The sequence below is a fragment of the Enterobacter sp. ECC-249 genome, from assembly GCF_043965265.1.
In the GTDB taxonomy this organism is placed as follows: Bacteria; Pseudomonadota; Gammaproteobacteria; order Enterobacterales; family Enterobacteriaceae; genus Enterobacter; species Enterobacter quasiroggenkampii.
Window position 1 is genome coordinate 2,584,430 of record NZ_CP143660.1, and the last position, 16,919, is coordinate 2,601,348.

Below are 16,919 nucleotides of genomic sequence, written 5' to 3' on the forward strand. Positions count from 1 at the left end.
GCTATCAGCCTTGAGATCGTAATGGAAAATCTGGCCCTCTGGTATCGCCGGTTTGGCGAGCCAGAATCTGTTCTGCAACCTGAAACCGCGCCGCCGGGCGCGCTTGCGCCGGGACAGCTCCGCGTGCGGATGCTGTTTTCTCCGGTCAACGCGTCCGATCTTATCCCCATCACCGGCGCCTATCGCCACAGAACCCCGTTACCGGCGGTAGCGGGGTATGAAGGTGTCGGGGTTGTCACCGAGGCGCCCGCCTCGTTTGCGCATCTGCTGGGTAAGTGCGTCCTGCCGCTGCGCGGTCAGGGCACCTGGCAGCGCTATGTGGATTGCCCGGCAGAGTATGCGATATCCGTTCCGGACACTGTCGACTCGCGCCTGGCCGCACGGGCCTATATCAACCCGCTGGCGGCGCAGATGATGCTGACCCGCTACCCGCCTCGTGGAAAGCGGGTCTTGCTCACGGCTGCCGGATCGGATTGCGCCATTCTGCTGGGGCAGTGGGCGCGTCAGGCGGGGGCGGAAGCGGTGTACGGGATTCACCGTTCTGCCGTGCATGCTGAACGGCTGGAAGCGATGGGCATCACGCCCGTCGCGCAGCATGACGCAAACAGAATCGGCACCGTCGCCGCCCGTAGCGATATCGTCTACGATGCCACCGGCGGGCCGCTTGCGGAAGCGATCCTCAGCGTCATGCCTGAGCAGGGCATGTTTGTCTGCTACGGGCTGCTGTCCGGGCAAACTTTCACACAGCGGCGGCCCGTGCCGCGCGTGGCGTGGTTCCATATCCGAAACGGTCTGGATGCGCTCGGCGCTGAGGCGTGGCGCGCGGAGTTCGATCGCATCTGGCTGACGTTGCCCGACAGTGAGTACAGCGATGTTAAGGTGTACCCGCTGGCGGATTGGCAGAAGGCGCTCAACGCTTATCGTGAAGGTGGAAGGACCCGCAAGCCCCTCCTGTCGATGGCGGAATGACGGCTATTTATGGCTCATATCGCTCAGCAGCACGGCGATGCTTTGCCCGCCCGCCGTCTGCTCCAGGCCAATCTTGACGATGATGGTGAGCGGGACGGAGAGCAGCATCCCAACCGGCCCGAGCAGCCAGCCCCAGAATATCAGGGACAAAAAGACCACCAGCGTGGACAGTCCCAGCCCTCGACCCATCATGCGTGGCTCAAGAATGTTACCGAACACCAGGTTGATGACCAGATATCCGGCCAGCAGGATCAGCGCGTCATAAAGCCCGCTGAAAACCAGCACCTGAAGGATAGGGGGGATCGCCGCCAGCACGGAGCCGATGTTGGGAATGTAGTTAAGCGCAAACGCCAGTAACCCCCAGACGAAAGCAAAGCGAACGTCCAGCGCCAGAAGCATCACCCAGACGACAACGCCCGTCACCAGGCTAATGGCGGTTTTCAGCACCAGATAGCGGGAGACGCTGTCCAGCGCGCGCTGAATCGCCCCCATTCCTTCAACCGGACGGACCATTATCTGCTGCAGCTTTGCAGGAAGCTGCGGCACCTCCAGCAGCATGAACACCACCGTTAAGAACAGCAGGAAAATGGAGGTCATGGCATTGGAAAGCTGCGCCAGCAGGCTGGTGACGATCGTCATCGCCGCATTGGGGTCGATATATTTCAGCAGTTCTTCAACCGAGACTTCGATACCCGCACGCTGCAGCCAGGGCTCCAGCTGCAGCAGCGGTATTGCCAGCGAAGAGCGGTATTTCGGCAGCGTTCGCGCCAGTTCATTGAGCGAGGTACCCAGATAAGCCACCAGCAGTACCATCGCCACGATAATGATGCTGATAAGCAGCGTGATGGCCAGCACGCGCGGAATGCGTAGCCGCGTCATGCGCTGCACCAGCGGGTTGAGGATCACCGCAATAAACAGGGCCAGAATAAAGGGCACAATAATGTCGGCGGCGAAGCGCACGCCCGTCAGTATGATCACCAGCATGCCCAGCATGATGACAATTTTTAACCCGTTCAGGGTAATGATGGGTTTAGCCATGGTGACTCCGAAATTTTCTTTATATTTATAATAAAGGTGAAAGGCATTGCAATAAACTAACCAAAATCAAACGGGATGGGTAAAGAATTGCAAAGACTTTGAGTAAAATCCTGGCTTATGGTACAAATTTGGTGTGTTTAACTACCGAGGACAATTTTCATCCGCAAAGACGAGAAGCAACAACGCGGATAATTGTAATTTTATGGACAATATGTTCAGGACGTACTCTTCAAACAATACTGCTGTATACTCCACCTCTTTCTGCCTGCTTTCTGGTGAGCAACACTGGCGCACCGCACTATAGTCATTTCTTCTGCCTGAGCTGGCGCTAAGCGCTTAGCTATCTGATTTCAATTTGTATTTTTTGGTTTGCTGCACGCAGCGGGCCATGATGGATTATATTCTCAAGCAGGAGAAAAACATGTTTTACTGGATCCTATTAGCGCTGGCTATCATCGCTGAAATTACCGGCACGCTGTCTATGAAATGGGCAAGCGTCAGCGATGGCAACACCGGTTTTATTTTGATGCTGGTAATGATTTCGCTTTCTTATATTTTCCTCTCGTTTGCGGTGAAAAAAATTGCGCTGGGCGTCGCGTATGCACTGTGGGAAGGGATTGGTATTTTGTTGATTACGCTGTTCAGCGTGCTGATATTTGACGAAACATTAACAACAATGAAGGTCGTCGGGTTAACGACGCTGGTCGCGGGTATTGTGCTGATTAAATCAGGTACCCGTAAGCCGTCTAAAGTGCAGAAGGAGCAGAACCATGCAACAGTTTGAGTGGGTTCATGCTGCCTGGCTGGGGTTCGCCATCGTGCTGGAAATTCTGGCGAACGTACTGCTGAAATTCTCCGATGGTTTTCGCCGTAAACTCTACGGCCTGATGTCGATTGCCGCGGTACTGGGGGCGTTCAGCGCGCTGTCCCAGGCGGTAAAAGGGATCGATCTTTCGGTGGCCTATGCGCTGTGGGGCGGTTTTGGTATCGCCGCCACGCTGGCCGCAGGCTGGGTGCTCTTCGGTCAGCGTTTAAACAACAAGGGCTGGATGGGACTCATCCTGCTGCTTGCAGGTATGATCATGATAAAACTTGCCTGACGTTCATAAAGCCATCCTTTACAGGCAGCGAAATTCGCTGCCTGTATTACGCTTAGAAAAGCAAAACCTTGAAGAGGATGGCTGATGTATCGCACGTTAAGCTGGCGCAATATTCCCACCGCGAGAACGTTGTTTGCCATGGTCTTTATGGCGGGCATCGGCTTAATCATCTCCGTCGTCGCACTCCTCTATCTTTCCCTGCATCTTATCAGCACCAAAACCAATGAAATTGATGAACACCGCACGGCGCTTTCCGTACAGGGTGCCATTCAGACATCGGTTAACCGCGTCTCCTCGCTGGTGCTGGATAACGCCGTCTGGGACGATGCGGTGCGGGAGGTCTACCGTCCCACGCTCGATACCGACTGGCTGTATAACACCTGGGGCGCAGGCTTTAAAATCAACAACCTCTATGATGGCACCTTCGTGCTTGATGAGCATTTCATTGTCATCTGGGGATCGTATCAAAGTCAGCCATTTCGGGAGACCAACCTCGATTTTTTCGGTAAGGGGCTTAAAGCCCTTATTGCTCAGCACGCGCGCGCCCTATCACGCGATAAAAATATCTATGCCGGGATCAGCAAAACGCGAAGCGGCGTCGCCTTTGTGGGTATTGGGCTGATTCGCCCGATGGTCGGAAGATTACAGGTGACCGACGAAACGCGCCGCTATCTGGTGATCACCCGACATCTGAACGCCAGAATCTTGTCCGACCTGGGGGCGACCTTTCAGATCGATAATCTTCACTTTACGCCGGAAAAAATTAACGAACTGAGTATGCCGCTACGCAGTTCGGCAGGGGAGCTGTTGGGCTATCTTAACTGGCAGGCGCGGCTTCCGGGGGCGCAGGCCGCCCGCGCGGCATCCTCTGATATCACGCAGATTGTTGTGCTGGCATCGGCCCTGATCCTGCTCTTTATTCTGGTGAGCAGCGTGGGGCTGTACAAGCTTGCGCGAGGAGAAAGCCAGGCGCGTCTGGTGGCGAGAACGGACTGGCTAAGCCATCTGCCGAACCGACGAGCGCTCATCGAAGCGCTGGATCGGGTGAGTTTGCGCGGGGATACCGACGTCAAAAGCGTGGTGTTTATCGATCTGGATGGTTTTAAAGACGTGAATGATATCTACGGCCACAGCGTGGGAGACGATCTCATCGTGGCGATTGCGAAAACGCTGAGTGAACGCGTGCCGCCGGGGGGAATGCTGGCGCGTATGGGCGGGGATGAGTTTGCGATGACCATCGGCGGTGATGATGCAGAGGCGCAGGCCACCGCCTTTGCCGTTTCGGTGCTGGATTTTCTCACTACCCCGATTCAGCTGGGGGAACGCACGATCCATATCGGGGCCAGTATCGGTATCGCCAGCGGAACCCTGATTGAATGCACCAGCTCCGAGCTGTTTCGCCGCGCCGATATTGCCATGTACCATGCCAAAATGAGCGGGAAAGGGCGTATTACCCACTACGACGCGGAGCTGAACAACGTCCGGGAACGCAAGCTGGCGATCGAAAATCAGATTCGTGACGGTCTGGAACGCGATGAGTTTGATGTCTGGTATCAGCCGATTATTCACGCCCACAGCCAGACAATGATCAGCGTCGAGGCGCTGGTCCGCTGGCCGCGTCGCCCGGACGGGCCGCTTGGGCCGGATATTTTTATCACCATCGCGGAGACCAGCGGTCTGATTTACAAGCTGGGCCAGTTTGTGTTGCAGCGGGCCTGCCAGGATCTGCAGCCGTACGGCGACTTAAAGCTCTCCGTTAATATCTCCCCCGCGCAGTTTCGCGATCCCGCCTTCGAAGACAAAGTGGCCAGCGTGCTGGAGACCACCCGTTTCCCGGCCCAACGACTGCAGCTTGAGGTCACGGAGTCCTATGTGCTGGAAAACCCGGAGCGTGCCCGCATGGCGATAGCCAATCTTAAAGCGTTGGGGACCGCGGTGGCGCTGGATGATTTTGGTACCGGCTATTCCAGCATTGGCTATTTGCGGCGTTTTAACTTCGACACTATCAAGATCGATAAATCCCTGGCCGGGCTGGTGTACCACGATGAACAGGCGGCCGCGCTGGTGAGCGGCACGGTGCGGATCGCCAATGCGCTGGGCATGGCGGTGGTGGCAGAAGGGGTGGAAACCGAGAAGCAAATGAAACTGCTGCGGCTGGCCGGCTGCGATCAACTGCAGGGTTTTTGGTTCAGCCAGCCGATGCCGATTGAGTCAATAAGAGCGTTACGTAAGGTCAGACGCTGCTGATTTACTGCTGCGCCAGCGCTTCCAGCTTGTCGCGAAAACCGGTCACGGACAAGGCCCGGTTATCTGCACGCCAGCGGTCTTTGGCTGCCGGTGCAGAGCTCTGGACACCAATCAACTGCCAGCCGTTATCTGTTCTCAGCATCAGCGGTGAGCCACTGTCACCCGGCAACGTATCGCACTGGTGCGAGAGTACGCTGGTTTGCGCCCAGCCCGTCACAATACAGTCGGAGTGCGTATAAAGCGTATCCAGATGGTCGACAGGGTAGCCTGACTGAGTCACCTTTCGGTCGGCGGCCTTTAGCGCGGCGGTGAGCGCGTCTTTGTCGCCGTCAAATAGCGGAAGCGGCGTAATGCCGGAAGGCGGGTAGCGTAAAACGATCAGGCCAAAGTCCCATGAGGCGGCTGCCGGGGGCACGATCCAGCCGTCACCATCCGGTTTCAGGCGTTTGCCGAGAGACGGATCGACCCGGCCTTCAATGCCGTGAATTTCATAACGCCAGGTTCCTTTTTGCGACACAAACCGCAGGGCCACCGCTTTATCCGGCTTGCCGTTTGGCGGCGTTAACAAGCAGTGGCCTGCCGTCAGGGCAAGCTGAGGGGTGATCAACGTCGCAGTACATAAGTTACCGCTGGCGGTTTCCAGTTGACCTATAGCATCCCAGGGGGCCTGGGTGGGATCGGCGACGCGCGTACGATCGTCATGACCGAAAAAAAGCGTCTTTAGCTCTTTCGCGCTAATGGTGTCATCACCGCCATCATCCGCATGTGAGAATCCAGAAAAAAGACCAAACGTTCCCAGTAACAACACAACAGATTTACGCATATCACACTCTGGTGGGGGTAATTATGATTATTAAAAGTGAACCCTATGAAAATACTATAGACGGGACAGCGCTAAAGTGGGAGTAAAATCAGCGTGCTACAATCAGGAAAGATAAAAATGGCTTGCGATGAGCGCGCATAAAATAAGCAGGATCAGAATCAGCTCAAACCGATAGCGTCGCAGCATACGCCCTCCGGATATAAAAAAACGGCGCGGAACCTGTCCGGTTCAGCGCCGGTTTACCAACGTGCCCCGAAGGGCACGGTTAAGCTTGTACTCTTACGCAGCTGGCTGTGCAGCTGGTTTAGCAGCTTCGTGTTTTACTGCTTTTTTGTGATGCTTTTTAGCAGCCTGAGCTTTCTGTTCTACAGCCGGTTTGGTCGCTTTTTTGTGGTGCTTTTTAGCGGCCTGTGCTTTCTGCTCTACAGCCGGTTTAGCGGCTTTTTTGTGGTGGTGCTTTTTAGCGGCCTGTGCTTTCTGCTCTACAGCCGGTTTAGCGGCTTTTTTGTGGTGCTTTTTGGCAGCCTGAGCTTTCTGCTCGGTTGGTGCTGCGGTTGCTGGTGCAGCGGCTTCTTTTTTCGCTGCAGCTTTGTGATGTTTCTTATGGTGAACCGCTTTTGCTGGCGCAGCGGTGGTGGTTGCAGCAGGTGCGGCAGCTGGTGCAGCAGTTGCGGTAGTGTCAGCAGCAAATGCAGCAGAAGACAGACCCATAGCAGCGGCAACAACCAGAGCTAATACTTTATTCATTCTCATACCCTCGAATTTGGTTTTTCATTTAACCCCACTGCGGGGCCGTTGAAATAACTATATCCCTGTAAATTCGAGGTTTCCGTGAGTGATTGGTATCGGCGTGTAACGGAATGTACAGAGGGGAGAAAAGTGTACGAACAGGCCAAACGCCGCTGCTCGTACGGGTCTTTGTTATCTTTTCAGTGTGGCCAGAATAGCCGCCGGAGACTGACTGCCTATAATCGACCGCGATTCAGGCTCAATAACCACCATTACCGGGGTGATGCTAATGCCCAAACGTTCTGCCAGTGCAGATTGCCGCGCGATCAAATCGGAGCACGCTGTCGTGGTGTCGTTATTCGGTAAAAATCCCGCCATCGCTTGTTGCAGGCTTTTGATCTTATCGGTTGAACACCAGACGCGCCCCATATCTTCAATTACCGAGTCGCGAATGGCGTTGGGCGCAACGGTCAGAAAAGACATCGTCAAGCCGGCATCCGTATATTGCTTAACGTTTTTCACTACATTGCTGCAGTAAATGCACTGATTATCAATAAACACCAGCAGCTTATATTTTTCAGCGGGAGCCTGGAACGTGATGGGCTGGAGGTCTGCAAGAGAGCGGGTAATATCGTTGAACGCGTCTTGCGGGGTATTATCCGTGGCTGCGAAAGTACTTAAACTGGTCGCACACAGAATCGCTAACATCGTTTTCATTATGCCTTTCATCATTGATCCCTTTATTTTTTTAATCCTGGCCTGATAGCAGTCTAATTGTGTCGGAAGGACACGCATTCATACACCCGGCGCAATCATGGCAATATGTGCTAAATCATATTCTTATTAAAAAGGATGAGAAGAGTGCCGGAGCAGGCTCCGGCAGAGGGATTAAAGATAGCGGGAAGTCAGATGTTCGCGGAAGTAACGGATATTCAGATCTTCGCCCGTCGCCTGGGTGATTAATTGCGACGTGCTGAAGCGGCTTCCGTGCTGCCAGATGTTCTGACGCAGCCACTCAAAGAGTGCGGAAAAATCGCCTTCAGCGATGGAGGCCTGCAGACCTGGCAGTGCGGTTCTGGCGGCATGGAACAGCTGCGCGGCGTACATAGCGCCAAGCGTATATGACGGGAAGTAACCAAAACCGCCGTCGGTCCAGTGAATATCCTGCATACAGCCGTTGCGGTAGTTGTCTTTGGTGGATAACCCGAGCCAGGCCTGCATTTTCTCGTCCCACAGGGCGGGAATGTCGTCCACTTCGATCTCGCCGTTAATCAGCGCACGCTCAATCTCATAGCGCAGCACCACGTGTGCCGGGTAGCTCACTTCGTCCGCATCGACGCGGATATAGCCAGGTTTGACGCGCTGGTTCCAGGCAATGAAGTTCTCTTCGCTAAACGCCGCCTGGCTGCCAAATCGGGCGTGTACCGCAGGGAGAAGATGCCTGAGGAAGGCTTCACTGCGTCCCAGCTGCATTTCAAAGAACAGGCTCTGTGACTCATGGATCGCGGTTGAGCGCGCCAGGGCAATCGGCTGTCCTGCCCACGCGCGCGGCAGGTTCTGTTCGTAGCGGGCGTGTCCGGTTTCGTGGATCACGCCAAACAGCGCGCTGAGCAGTTCATCCTCGTCATAGCGCGTGGTAATGCGCACGTCTTCCGGGACGCCGCCGCAGAACGGGTGCGCGCTCACGTCAAGGCGACCGCCGTTAAAATCGAAGCCAAGCATCTTCATGGCTTCCAGGCCCAGATCACGCTGGGTTGCCGTCGGGAAGGGACCCTGCGGGGGAATAAACGACCGTTGAGCCTGTTTTTCCACCACGTTTGCCAGCAGGTCCGGTAGCCAGGACTTCATATCGCCGAACAGAACGTCCAGACGCGCGCTGGTCATGTCGGGTTCAAAAATGTCCAGCAGCGCGTCGTACGGCGTACAGCCTTTGGCTTCCGCCCGCAGGCGAGCCTCTTCGCGGCTGAGTTTGACCACCTCTTTCAGGTTGGCGGAAAAACCCTGCCAGTCGTTGGCGGGGCGCTGAGTACGCCAGGCGTGTTCACACCTGCTGCCTGCCAGGGATTTCGCTTCCACCAGCGACTCCGGCAGCAGGGTGGCCTGCTGGTAGTGGCGCGTCATTTCGCGCAGGTTGGCCTGTTCGACATCATTCAGATCTTCACCTGCCGCCGTCGCTAACAGGTCGCCGACTTTTTTATCGGTCAGGATCTGGTGTTGCAGGACGCTCATCTCCGCGAGTGCTTCACCCCGCGCGGCGCTGCCGCCCGGCGGCATCATGGTGAACATGTCCCAGCTGGCGATGGAGGAGAGGTGCGAGAAGCGGGAGAGGCGCTGGAAGGTTTTCACAAGTGACTGATAGGCTGATATTTTTTGCAATTCTTATTTCCTCATGCCGGGGATGTGTTTCAGGGAGCATACAATGAAACCGACCAAATTCCCCAACATTTCCCACGCGGAGGAAATCCGTGTCGATTTCCTCCGTTGAAACCGTCCCCGGCATTCCGGGAGACGGTTTTCGGTGGGCACTTAGTCCTTATCACGCATAACCTGTTGCAGGATCGCCAGCGCCTGAGTGAACTGGGCATCCGGGATGGTCAGCGGATAGAGGAAGCGGATCACGTTGCCGTACTGGCCGCAGATCAATAACAGCAGGCCCCGGGCGAGCGCCTTTTGCTGGATCGCCTGCGCGATGGCGGCCGAAGGCGCGCGGCTTTCGGGATCAAAAAACTCCGCCGCAATCATCGATCCTCTTCCTCTTATCGCCACGAGCGCAGGGAAGCTGCCCTGAATCTCCTCCAGCGTGGCTTTCAGTCGATCGCCCAGCTGACGGGCGCGCGAGCAAAGCGACTCGTTGTCGATAATCTTCAGCACCGCGTGCGCGGCGGCCACCGCAAGCGGGTTGCCTGCATAGGTCCCGCCCAGACCGCCGGGAGCCGGCGCGTCCATGATTTCGGCGCGGCCCACCACGCCGGACAGCGGCATTCCGCCTGCCAGGCTTTTAGCCATCGTCATCAGGTCAGGTTTGTCCGCGTAGTGTTCCATGGCAAACAGTTTACCCGTTCGGGCGAAGCCGCTCTGCACCTCGTCGGCAATCATCACGATCCCGTGCTCATCACAGATACGGCGGATGGCGGCCACCAGCTCTGGCGGGGCGACGTTGAATCCGCCTTCACCCTGAATGGGTTCAAAAATAATCGCCGCTACCTGTTTCGCCTCAATATCCGCTTTGAACAGGCGTTCTATCGCCGTGATGGCATCCTGCGTCGTGATGCCGTGCAGCTCGGAGGGATACGGCACGTGGTAAACCGACCCCGGGAAGGGGCCAAATCCCAGCTTGTAAGGCGCGACCTTGCCGGTTAACGCCATGGTCATATAGGTTCGGCCGTGAAAGCCTCCCCCGAAGGCGATCACACCCGGTCTGCCGGTGTGGGCCCGGGCGATTTTAATGGCATTTTCCACCGCTTCCGCGCCCGTTGTGAAGAACGCCGTCTTGGCCGGGCTCTGCACCGGGGCCAGCTCGTTAAGCTTTTCGGCTAATGAAACGTAGCTTTCATACGGCACAATCTGATAGGCCGTGTGGGTGAACTGGTGAAGCTGTTTTTCCACTGCGGCCACCAGTTCAGGATGACGATGGCCGGTATTCAGTACCGCGATCCCGGCGGCGAAATCAATGTAGTCGTTGCCTTCCACGTCGGTAAGCGTGGCATTCTCCGCCGTGCGGGCAAAGAAATCACACATTACGCCTACGCCGCGCGGGGTGGCAGAAAGTCTGCGCTGATGAAATTCCTGGTTACTCATGTCAGATACCCTTTTGTCGAAACGATCATACGCCAAGACGATCGCGCAGGCTGTAATACGCCGCGCCCATCGCCGTGAATGGAATCCGCAGGCTGCGACCGCCCGGGAAGGGGTAGTGCGGGAGTTTGGCAAACGCGTCAAAGCGCTCAGCGTCACCGCGCAATAGTTCCGAGATCAGCCGTCCGGCCAGGTGGGTGCAGGTCACGCCGTGGCCGCTGTAGCCCTGCATGTAATAGATGTTTTTATCCAGACGACCAAACTGCGGCATACGCGACAGGGTCAGCAGGAAGTTGCCCGTCCAGCGGTAGTCGATTTTGACGCCTGCCAGCTGAGGGAAGGTTTGCAGCAGCTTTGGCATCACCAGGCGCTCGACATCGTCCGGATCGCGCGCGCCATAGACTACACCACCACCGTACAGCAGGCGGTTGTCGGCGGTGAGACGGTAGTAATCCAGCAGGTAGTTGCAATCTTCCACGCAGTAGTTGTTGGGGATCAGCGTGCGGACGACCTCTTCCGGCAGCGGGGCGGTGGTCACCACCTGGGTGCCGCAGGGCATGCTGCGTTTTGCCAGTTCAGGTTCTATCTTATCGCCCAGATAGGCATTCCCGGCGACAATCACGTAGCGGGCCGTCACCTGACCATGCTGCGTGCTCACCACGGCCGGGCTGGTGTGCTGAATGGCGGTCACCGGGGACTGTTCATACACCCGCCCGCCGTTCAGGCGAATGGCGTCCGCTTCGCCGATCGCCAGGTTCAGCGGATGAATATGCCCCCCGCTGCGGTCCAGCAGCGCGCCGATATAGCGCTCGCTGTCGACTTCCCGGCGGATGGCGCTGGCGTCCAGCAGCTCCAGCTGCGTATTGCCGTAGCGTTCCCAGTTCGCCTTTTGCTCCTCCAGCGTCTCCATCTGCTTATGGTTTAACGCCACAAACAGCCCGCCGGGACGATAGTCGCACTGGATCTGATAGCGCTGGATACGCTCCCGAATGATATCCCCGCCTTCAAACATCATGCTCCCGAGCATTCTGGCGGCATCGGGACCGTAGTTTTTCTCGATCACGTCGATATCGCGGCTGTAGGAGTTAACCAGCTGGCCGCCGTTGCGTCCGCTGGCGCCGAAGCCGATGCGCGCCCCTTCAAGGAGCACCACGTCGTAGCCCATTTCGGCGAGATGCAGCGCGGAGGAGAGGCCGGTATAGCCGCCGCCCACCACGCACACGTCACAGCTGATGGACTCGTTAAGCGTCGGGAAGGGTTCATAAGCGTTAGCGCTGGCCGCGTAGTAGCTGGTGGTATGTTCGGTCATGATTGAGGCTCCAGGGCAATCCAGATGGTTTTCAGTTCGGTAAATTTTTCCAGCGCGTGCAGGGACTTATCGCGACCGTTGCCGCTCTGCTTATAGCCGCCAAAGGGAACGGTCATATCACCGTCGTTATAGTTATTGACGAAGACCGAGCCGGCCTTCAGACGGCGGCTCATGCGGTGCGCGCGGGAGAGATCGCGGGTCCATACCGCCGCGCCAAGCCCGTATTCACTGTCGTTGGCCAGCGCTAAGGCTTCCTCTTCGGTTTTAAAACGGGTGACGACCAGCACCGGACCGAAAATCTCTTCCCGGCACAGCGGGGAGTCGGGCTCGATGTCGACAAAAATGGTTGGACCGACTGCGGAAGGCCATGATTGTTCCCGCCCGTCCAGCAGCAGCGTGCCTTTCCGGGTTCCTTCGCGAATAAACGTGTGGACGGTATCGGCGTGCGCAGCGTCGATGAGCATGCCCATCGTGCTGTCGGGGTCGAGCGGATCGCCCGGCTGCCAGTGACGAGCCTGCGCTTTTAGCTTTTCCAGGAAGTCATCGGCGATGCTGTCTTCGAGCAGCAGGCGGGTACCGGCGATACAGACTTGTCCCTGGTTATAAAAAATCCCGGCGGCGGTCGCGCTCACGGCCTTGTCCAGGTCAGTACAGTCGGCAAAGATAATGTTGGCGCTCTTGCCGCCTGCTTCCAGCCAGACGCGCTTCATGTTGCTATCACCCGCGTCCTTCAACAGCTGCTTGCCGGTACGGGTAGAGCCGGTAAACGTCAGCACCTCGACCTCCGGATGCAGTGCCAGCGCCTGGCCCGCTTCGTGGCCATAGCCGCTTATCACATTCAGCACGCCGTCCGGCAGGCCCGCTTCTTTCGCCAGCCCGGCCAGCCGCAGGGCGGTGAGCGGTGATTTCTCCGACGGTTTCAATATCACGCTATTGCCCGCGATCAGCGCCGGGCCCAGCTTCCAGCAGGCCAGCAGCAGCGGGAAGTTCCAGGGTACGATGGCCGCGACAACCCCGATGGGCTCGCGCACGATCATCGCCAGCTCGCCCGGACCCGTAGGCGCCACTTCGCCATAGACTTTATCCGCCGCTTCGGCGTACCAGCGAATGGCGCGCGCCGCGCCGGGAATATCGTCGCGCAGGCTGTGGCGGATGGGTTTACCGGTGTCCAGCGTTTCCAGTAAGGCCAGCTCTTCACTATGGCGTTCCATCAAATCGGCGAGCGTATTTAGCACGGCCTTGCGCTGCGCCGGAGACGCCTGCGACCAGTCACCGCGCTCAAATACCTCACGCGCGGCATGAACCGCGCGGTCCACGTCCGCCTGCTTGCCCCGGGCCACGTTCGCCAGCGTCTGCCGGGTAGCGGGATTGACGGTTTCAAACATGGAATTATCGGCGGCGTCACAATAGGCACCGTTAATAAATAACCGGGCCTCAATGGCGCTGTTTTTTGCTTTATCCTGCCAGTAAGTCAGGTGCTTAAAATGCATATTCACTCCTTTCTTTCGCAATCAGATAAATAAAGGCATGGCCGTTTCAGGCAATACGAAGCCGTGGGGCATCCCGGGAATTAACCCGTTAAATGCCGACATCGATCGTTTTTATGTGTCCCGGCGTAAGCGTGCTTACGCCGGGACCGAGTGGTAATTAGAACGTGGTGGGGGTGTGGGCGCTGATAATGCGGCAGATGCCTGCCGAGGTGTTACTGAAGCTGTGCGGTATGCCGGTATTGATGGCATAGCTCTGCCCCGCAACCAGGTGATATTGCTGGCCATTAATGGTCAGCAATATTTCACCTTCCAGTATCGTACCGATCTCCTCACCCTGATGTTTGATCCTCTCTCCGGTCGTGGTCCCAGGCTGGTAAGTTTCAAAAATCATCGCCAGCGTACGGTTCGGATTTCCGTTATGAACCAGCTTCATCGAAACCCCCTGACTGCCTATTTCGATAAGGTCTTCCTGATTAATAACCACCTGCGGTTCATCAGGTTTTTCCGGTTCCGAAAAGAATTCCGAGAGCGACAGCCCATAGACTTTCAGCAGCTTTTGCAGCGTACTGATGGCAGGACTAACTTTATCCTGCTCAATGGTGCTGATGGCACTGTGTGTTAACCCAGACAGTTCGGCGGCACGCCGCTGCGAGAGACCCAGCTGCTGGCGGATCTCTGACAGACGTTTCCCTGGCGCCAGTCCGTCATCGCTCATAGTTGCATTTCCTTTACGATAGTGGTCAAAGCCGTTGCTTCTCGGCAACGTGGCTTTGACAGGCGGTGATAAAACCTTCAAACAACATGCGTGACAGGGCGTACTCGCTGCTGTTCCATTCGGGGTGCCATTGCACGCCGAGGGCAAAAGGATGGTCATGAACGCTAACCGCTTCGACCAGTCCGTCCGTCGAGCGGGCCTCCACGCGGAGCCGTGGTCCTAACGTTCGTGCGCCTTGCCCGTGTAACGAGTTTACCCAAAATTTGTTACAGCCTGGTATTAATTGAGACAGCAGTCCTCCTTCCTGAACCTGAACTTCATGAGAAGGGGCGTATTGTAGCTCAACCGGCAGTTCAGCATCCTCCCGGTGTTCAAGCAGGTCGTTCTGCTCGAACAGGCGGCGATACAGCGTTCCTCCCGTCGCAACAACCAGTTCCTGCAGCCCCCGGCAGATGGCGAAAATGGGGATGCGCCTTTCGAGCGCGGCGGCAATCAGCGCCATACTCAGAAGATCTCGCCCGGGATCGGCGTTAGGCTCATCGCCGTTTTCACCATAAAGGTGCGGCTGCACGTTACTTGGGCTGCCCGGCAGGTAAATCCCGTCCAGGATTGGCAGCAGAGCGGTCATTAACTCTGGCTCTGCCAGCGCATGCGGTAAGGCGATAGGTAAGCCCCCCGCGTTAATAACGGCATTCAGGTATTTTTCTTGCAGGGTTTGGGTCTCATGACCCTTAAGCCTGTTTCTACACATCACCACGCCAATAACTGGCTTGTTCATTATATTTTCCATGATCGCCCTCACAAAGTGGACTAAATTTAGGCCATTCTCACCTCTGAAACGGCCTTTTCGTTCAATATTTTCTCAATCTAGCAACGGGATCTGCCTTTTGCAAACTTAATTTAACATTTGACAAACAATTTGTTTGCATACAGATTCGATAGGGTGGACATTATATTTGACAGTCCTGAGCAGCGAACGCAAAACCCAAAAACGGTGGTAAATCATGGAAACCAATATCGTAGAAGTTGAGAACTTTGTGCAGCACACGGATGAGAGGCGGGGCAGCGCCTTTACGCAGGAAGTGAAGCGCTATTTAGAAAAGTATCCTGACACCCAGTTTATTGACGTCCTCCTGACCGACCTGAACGGCTGTTTTCGCGGCAAACGCATCCCGGTTGCCGGACTGAGCAAGCTTGAAAAAGGCTGCTATTTCCCGGCATCGGTTTTCGCCATGGACATTTTGGGTAACGTCGTGGAAGAGGCGGGCCTGGGGCAGGAGCTCGGCGAGCCGGACTGCATCTGCGTGCCGGTACCGGGCACCCTGACACCGTCCGCCGCCGACCCGGAATACATTGGTCAGGTGCAGCTCACCATGGTCGATGAAGATGGCGCTCCCTTTGACGTTGAGCCGCGGAACGTACTCAACCGACTCTGGCAGCAGCTGCGCCAGCGCGGTCTGTTCCCCGTGGTAGCGGTAGAGCTGGAGTTCTATTTACTTGACCGTAAACGCGATGCCGAAGGCTATCTGCAGCCCCCCTGCGCGCCGGGCACCGACGTGCGTAACACGCAGAGTCAGGTCTACTCGGTTGATAACCTGAACCACTTTGCTGACGTGCTGAACGACATTGACGAGCTGGCGCAGCTGCAGCTGATCCCTGCCGACGGGGCAGTGGCCGAGGCCTCCCCGGGCCAGTTTGAGATTAACCTGCACCATACGGCAAACGTGCTCGATGCCTGCGACGATGCGCTGGCGCTAAAACGTCTCGTCAGGCAGATGGCGGAAAAACATAAGATGCACGCCACGTTTATGGCAAAGCCGTATGAAGAGCATGCGGGCAGCGGGATGCATATCCACATCAGCATACAAAACAACCGAGGCGAAAACGTGCTCGCAGACGCCAGCGGCGAGGATTCCGCGCTGCTGAAACGCGCGCTGGCCGGGATGATCGATCTGATGCCGGCGTCCATGGCGCTGCTGGCACCGAACGTCAACTCCTACCGCCGTTTCCAGCCGGGAATGTACGTGCCGACGCAGGCGTCATGGGGACACAATAATCGCACCGTTGCCCTGCGTATCCCCTGCGGCGATCGCCATAACCATCGGGTCGAGTACCGGGTGGCGGGAGCAGACGCGAATCCCTATCTGGTGATGGCGGCGATTTTTGCCGGCATTCTACATGGGCTGGATAACGATTTACCCCTGCAGGAAGAAGTTGAAGGCAATGGTCTGGAGCAGGACGGACTGCCGTTCCCGATCCGTCAGAGCGATGCGCTGTGGGAATTTATGCAAAACGATAGTCTTCGCGAGCGGCTGGGCGAGCGTTTCTGCCACGTCTATCACGCCTGCAAAAATGATGAGTTGCTGCAGTTTGAACGCCTGATTACCGAAACTGAAATTGAGTGGATGCTGAAAAACGCCTGATAACGTGCCCCGGTAAGGGGCCGCTTTGTTTCATCGCATATGTATCACCCAACGGCCTGCGCGGAGCCTGGCCTAACTGTTTGCTGGCACGCCAGCTATCTCCCGGGAGTCGCGTTATGGAGCGCAGGCGGCACAGGGATTTTCTTAACGACACTGTGTGACGAGGTAGGAAATGATGCAGATGTTCAACTATCCGCAGGGCGAAGGGGGCCAGTCAGGCTCCTGCTGTGAGTGCGAGCCAGAGACGGTGCGCTGGTACGATCGCGTGTGTTCTTTACAAC

Annotated in this window: 15 protein-coding genes; 5 read left to right on the plus strand and 10 right to left on the minus strand. The window is 56.7% G+C overall.

Annotation, left to right across the window (positions count from 1 at the left end; genetic code table 11):
- The first annotated feature begins 21 nt into the window (after nt 1-21).
- Nucleotides 22-969 (plus strand): zinc-dependent alcohol dehydrogenase family protein, encoded by a 948-nt coding sequence (locus V1587_RS12470; RefSeq protein ID WP_371897583.1) that lies wholly within the window; start codon nt 22-24, stop codon nt 967-969.
- 3 nt (nt 970-972) lie between these two features.
- On the opposite strand, the gene V1587_RS12475 is transcribed toward V1587_RS12470, so the two are convergent.
- Nucleotides 973-2,007 (minus strand): AI-2E family transporter, encoded by a 1,035-nt coding sequence (locus V1587_RS12475; RefSeq protein WP_104948717.1) that lies wholly within the window; start codon nt 2,005-2,007, stop codon nt 973-975.
- Nucleotides 2,008-2,428: 421 nt separating this feature from the next.
- On the opposite strand from V1587_RS12475, the gene mdtJ reads away from it, so the two are divergent.
- The 3 genes from mdtJ to V1587_RS12490 all read left to right on the plus strand — a co-directional run bounded on the left by mdtJ (nt 2,429) and on the right by V1587_RS12490 (nt 5,354).
- Entirely contained in the window at nt 2,429-2,791 is a 363-nt protein-coding gene (gene mdtJ / locus V1587_RS12480; RefSeq protein ID WP_371897582.1) for a multidrug/spermidine efflux SMR transporter subunit MdtJ, read from the plus strand.
- Nucleotides 2,778-3,107: a multidrug/spermidine efflux SMR transporter subunit MdtI gene (mdtI, locus tag V1587_RS12485; protein WP_008502462.1), complete on the plus strand. Its 330-nt coding sequence runs from the start codon at nt 2,778-2,780 to the stop codon at nt 3,105-3,107. Before mdtJ ends, mdtI begins: the two co-directional genes overlap by 14 nt.
- 84 nt (nt 3,108-3,191) lie before the next feature.
- A complete protein-coding gene (locus V1587_RS12490; RefSeq protein ID WP_395314347.1) occupies nt 3,192-5,354 on the plus strand; it encodes an EAL domain-containing protein in 2,163 nt (720 codons plus the stop codon).
- 1 nt (nt 5,355) lies between these two features.
- Here the strand turns inward: V1587_RS12490 and V1587_RS12495 are convergent, their stop codons facing one another.
- The 9 genes from V1587_RS12495 to puuD all read right to left on the minus strand — a co-directional run bounded on the left by V1587_RS12495 (nt 5,356) and on the right by puuD (nt 15,005).
- The gene (locus V1587_RS12495) at nt 5,356-6,177 is read right to left on the minus strand and encodes a serine protease (RefSeq protein WP_371897580.1); all 822 of its coding nucleotides are present in this window, start codon (nt 6,175-6,177) and stop codon (nt 5,356-5,358) included.
- Nucleotides 6,178-6,456: 279 nt separating this feature from the next.
- Nucleotides 6,457-6,924, minus strand: coding sequence for an acid resistance repetitive basic protein Asr (asr, locus tag V1587_RS12500; protein ID WP_371897579.1), 468 nt, complete (start codon nt 6,922-6,924; stop codon nt 6,457-6,459).
- 174 nt (nt 6,925-7,098) lie between these two features.
- Nucleotides 7,099-7,638, minus strand: coding sequence for a thioredoxin fold domain-containing protein (locus V1587_RS12505; protein WP_371897578.1), 540 nt, complete (start codon nt 7,636-7,638; stop codon nt 7,099-7,101).
- Nucleotides 7,639-7,794: 156 nt separating this feature from the next.
- Nucleotides 7,795-9,282, minus strand: a complete 1,488-nt coding sequence (locus V1587_RS12510) for a carboxypeptidase M32 (protein WP_371897577.1) — start codon at nt 9,280-9,282, stop codon at nt 7,795-7,797.
- A 150-nt stretch (nt 9,283-9,432) separates the two neighbouring features.
- Complete coding sequence (gene puuE / locus V1587_RS12515) at nt 9,433-10,704, minus strand: 4-aminobutyrate transaminase (protein WP_371897576.1); 1,272 nt, start codon at nt 10,702-10,704, stop codon at nt 9,433-9,435.
- A gap of 25 nt (nt 10,705-10,729) precedes the next feature.
- Entirely contained in the window at nt 10,730-12,010 is a 1,281-nt protein-coding gene (locus V1587_RS12520; protein ID WP_371897575.1) for an NAD(P)/FAD-dependent oxidoreductase, read from the minus strand.
- Nucleotides 12,007-13,500, minus strand: coding sequence for an aldehyde dehydrogenase PuuC (gene puuC / locus V1587_RS12525; protein WP_371897574.1), 1,494 nt, complete (start codon nt 13,498-13,500; stop codon nt 12,007-12,009). The genes V1587_RS12520 and puuC overlap by 4 nt, the downstream gene beginning before the upstream one ends.
- Nucleotides 13,501-13,657: 157 nt before the next feature.
- Nucleotides 13,658-14,215: an HTH-type transcriptional regulator PuuR gene (gene puuR, locus V1587_RS12530; protein WP_008502454.1), complete on the minus strand. Its 558-nt coding sequence runs from the start codon at nt 14,213-14,215 to the stop codon at nt 13,658-13,660.
- A gap of 25 nt (nt 14,216-14,240) precedes the next feature.
- Nucleotides 14,241-15,005, minus strand: coding sequence for a gamma-glutamyl-gamma-aminobutyrate hydrolase (gene puuD / locus V1587_RS12535; RefSeq protein WP_371897573.1), 765 nt, complete (start codon nt 15,003-15,005; stop codon nt 14,241-14,243).
- Between the two features lie 214 nt (nt 15,006-15,219).
- On the opposite strand from puuD, the gene V1587_RS12540 reads away from it, so the two are divergent.
- Nucleotides 15,220-16,638 (plus strand): glutamine synthetase family protein, encoded by a 1,419-nt coding sequence (locus tag V1587_RS12540; RefSeq protein WP_371897572.1) that lies wholly within the window; start codon nt 15,220-15,222, stop codon nt 16,636-16,638.
- The last annotated feature ends 281 nt before the right edge of the window (nt 16,639-16,919 follow it).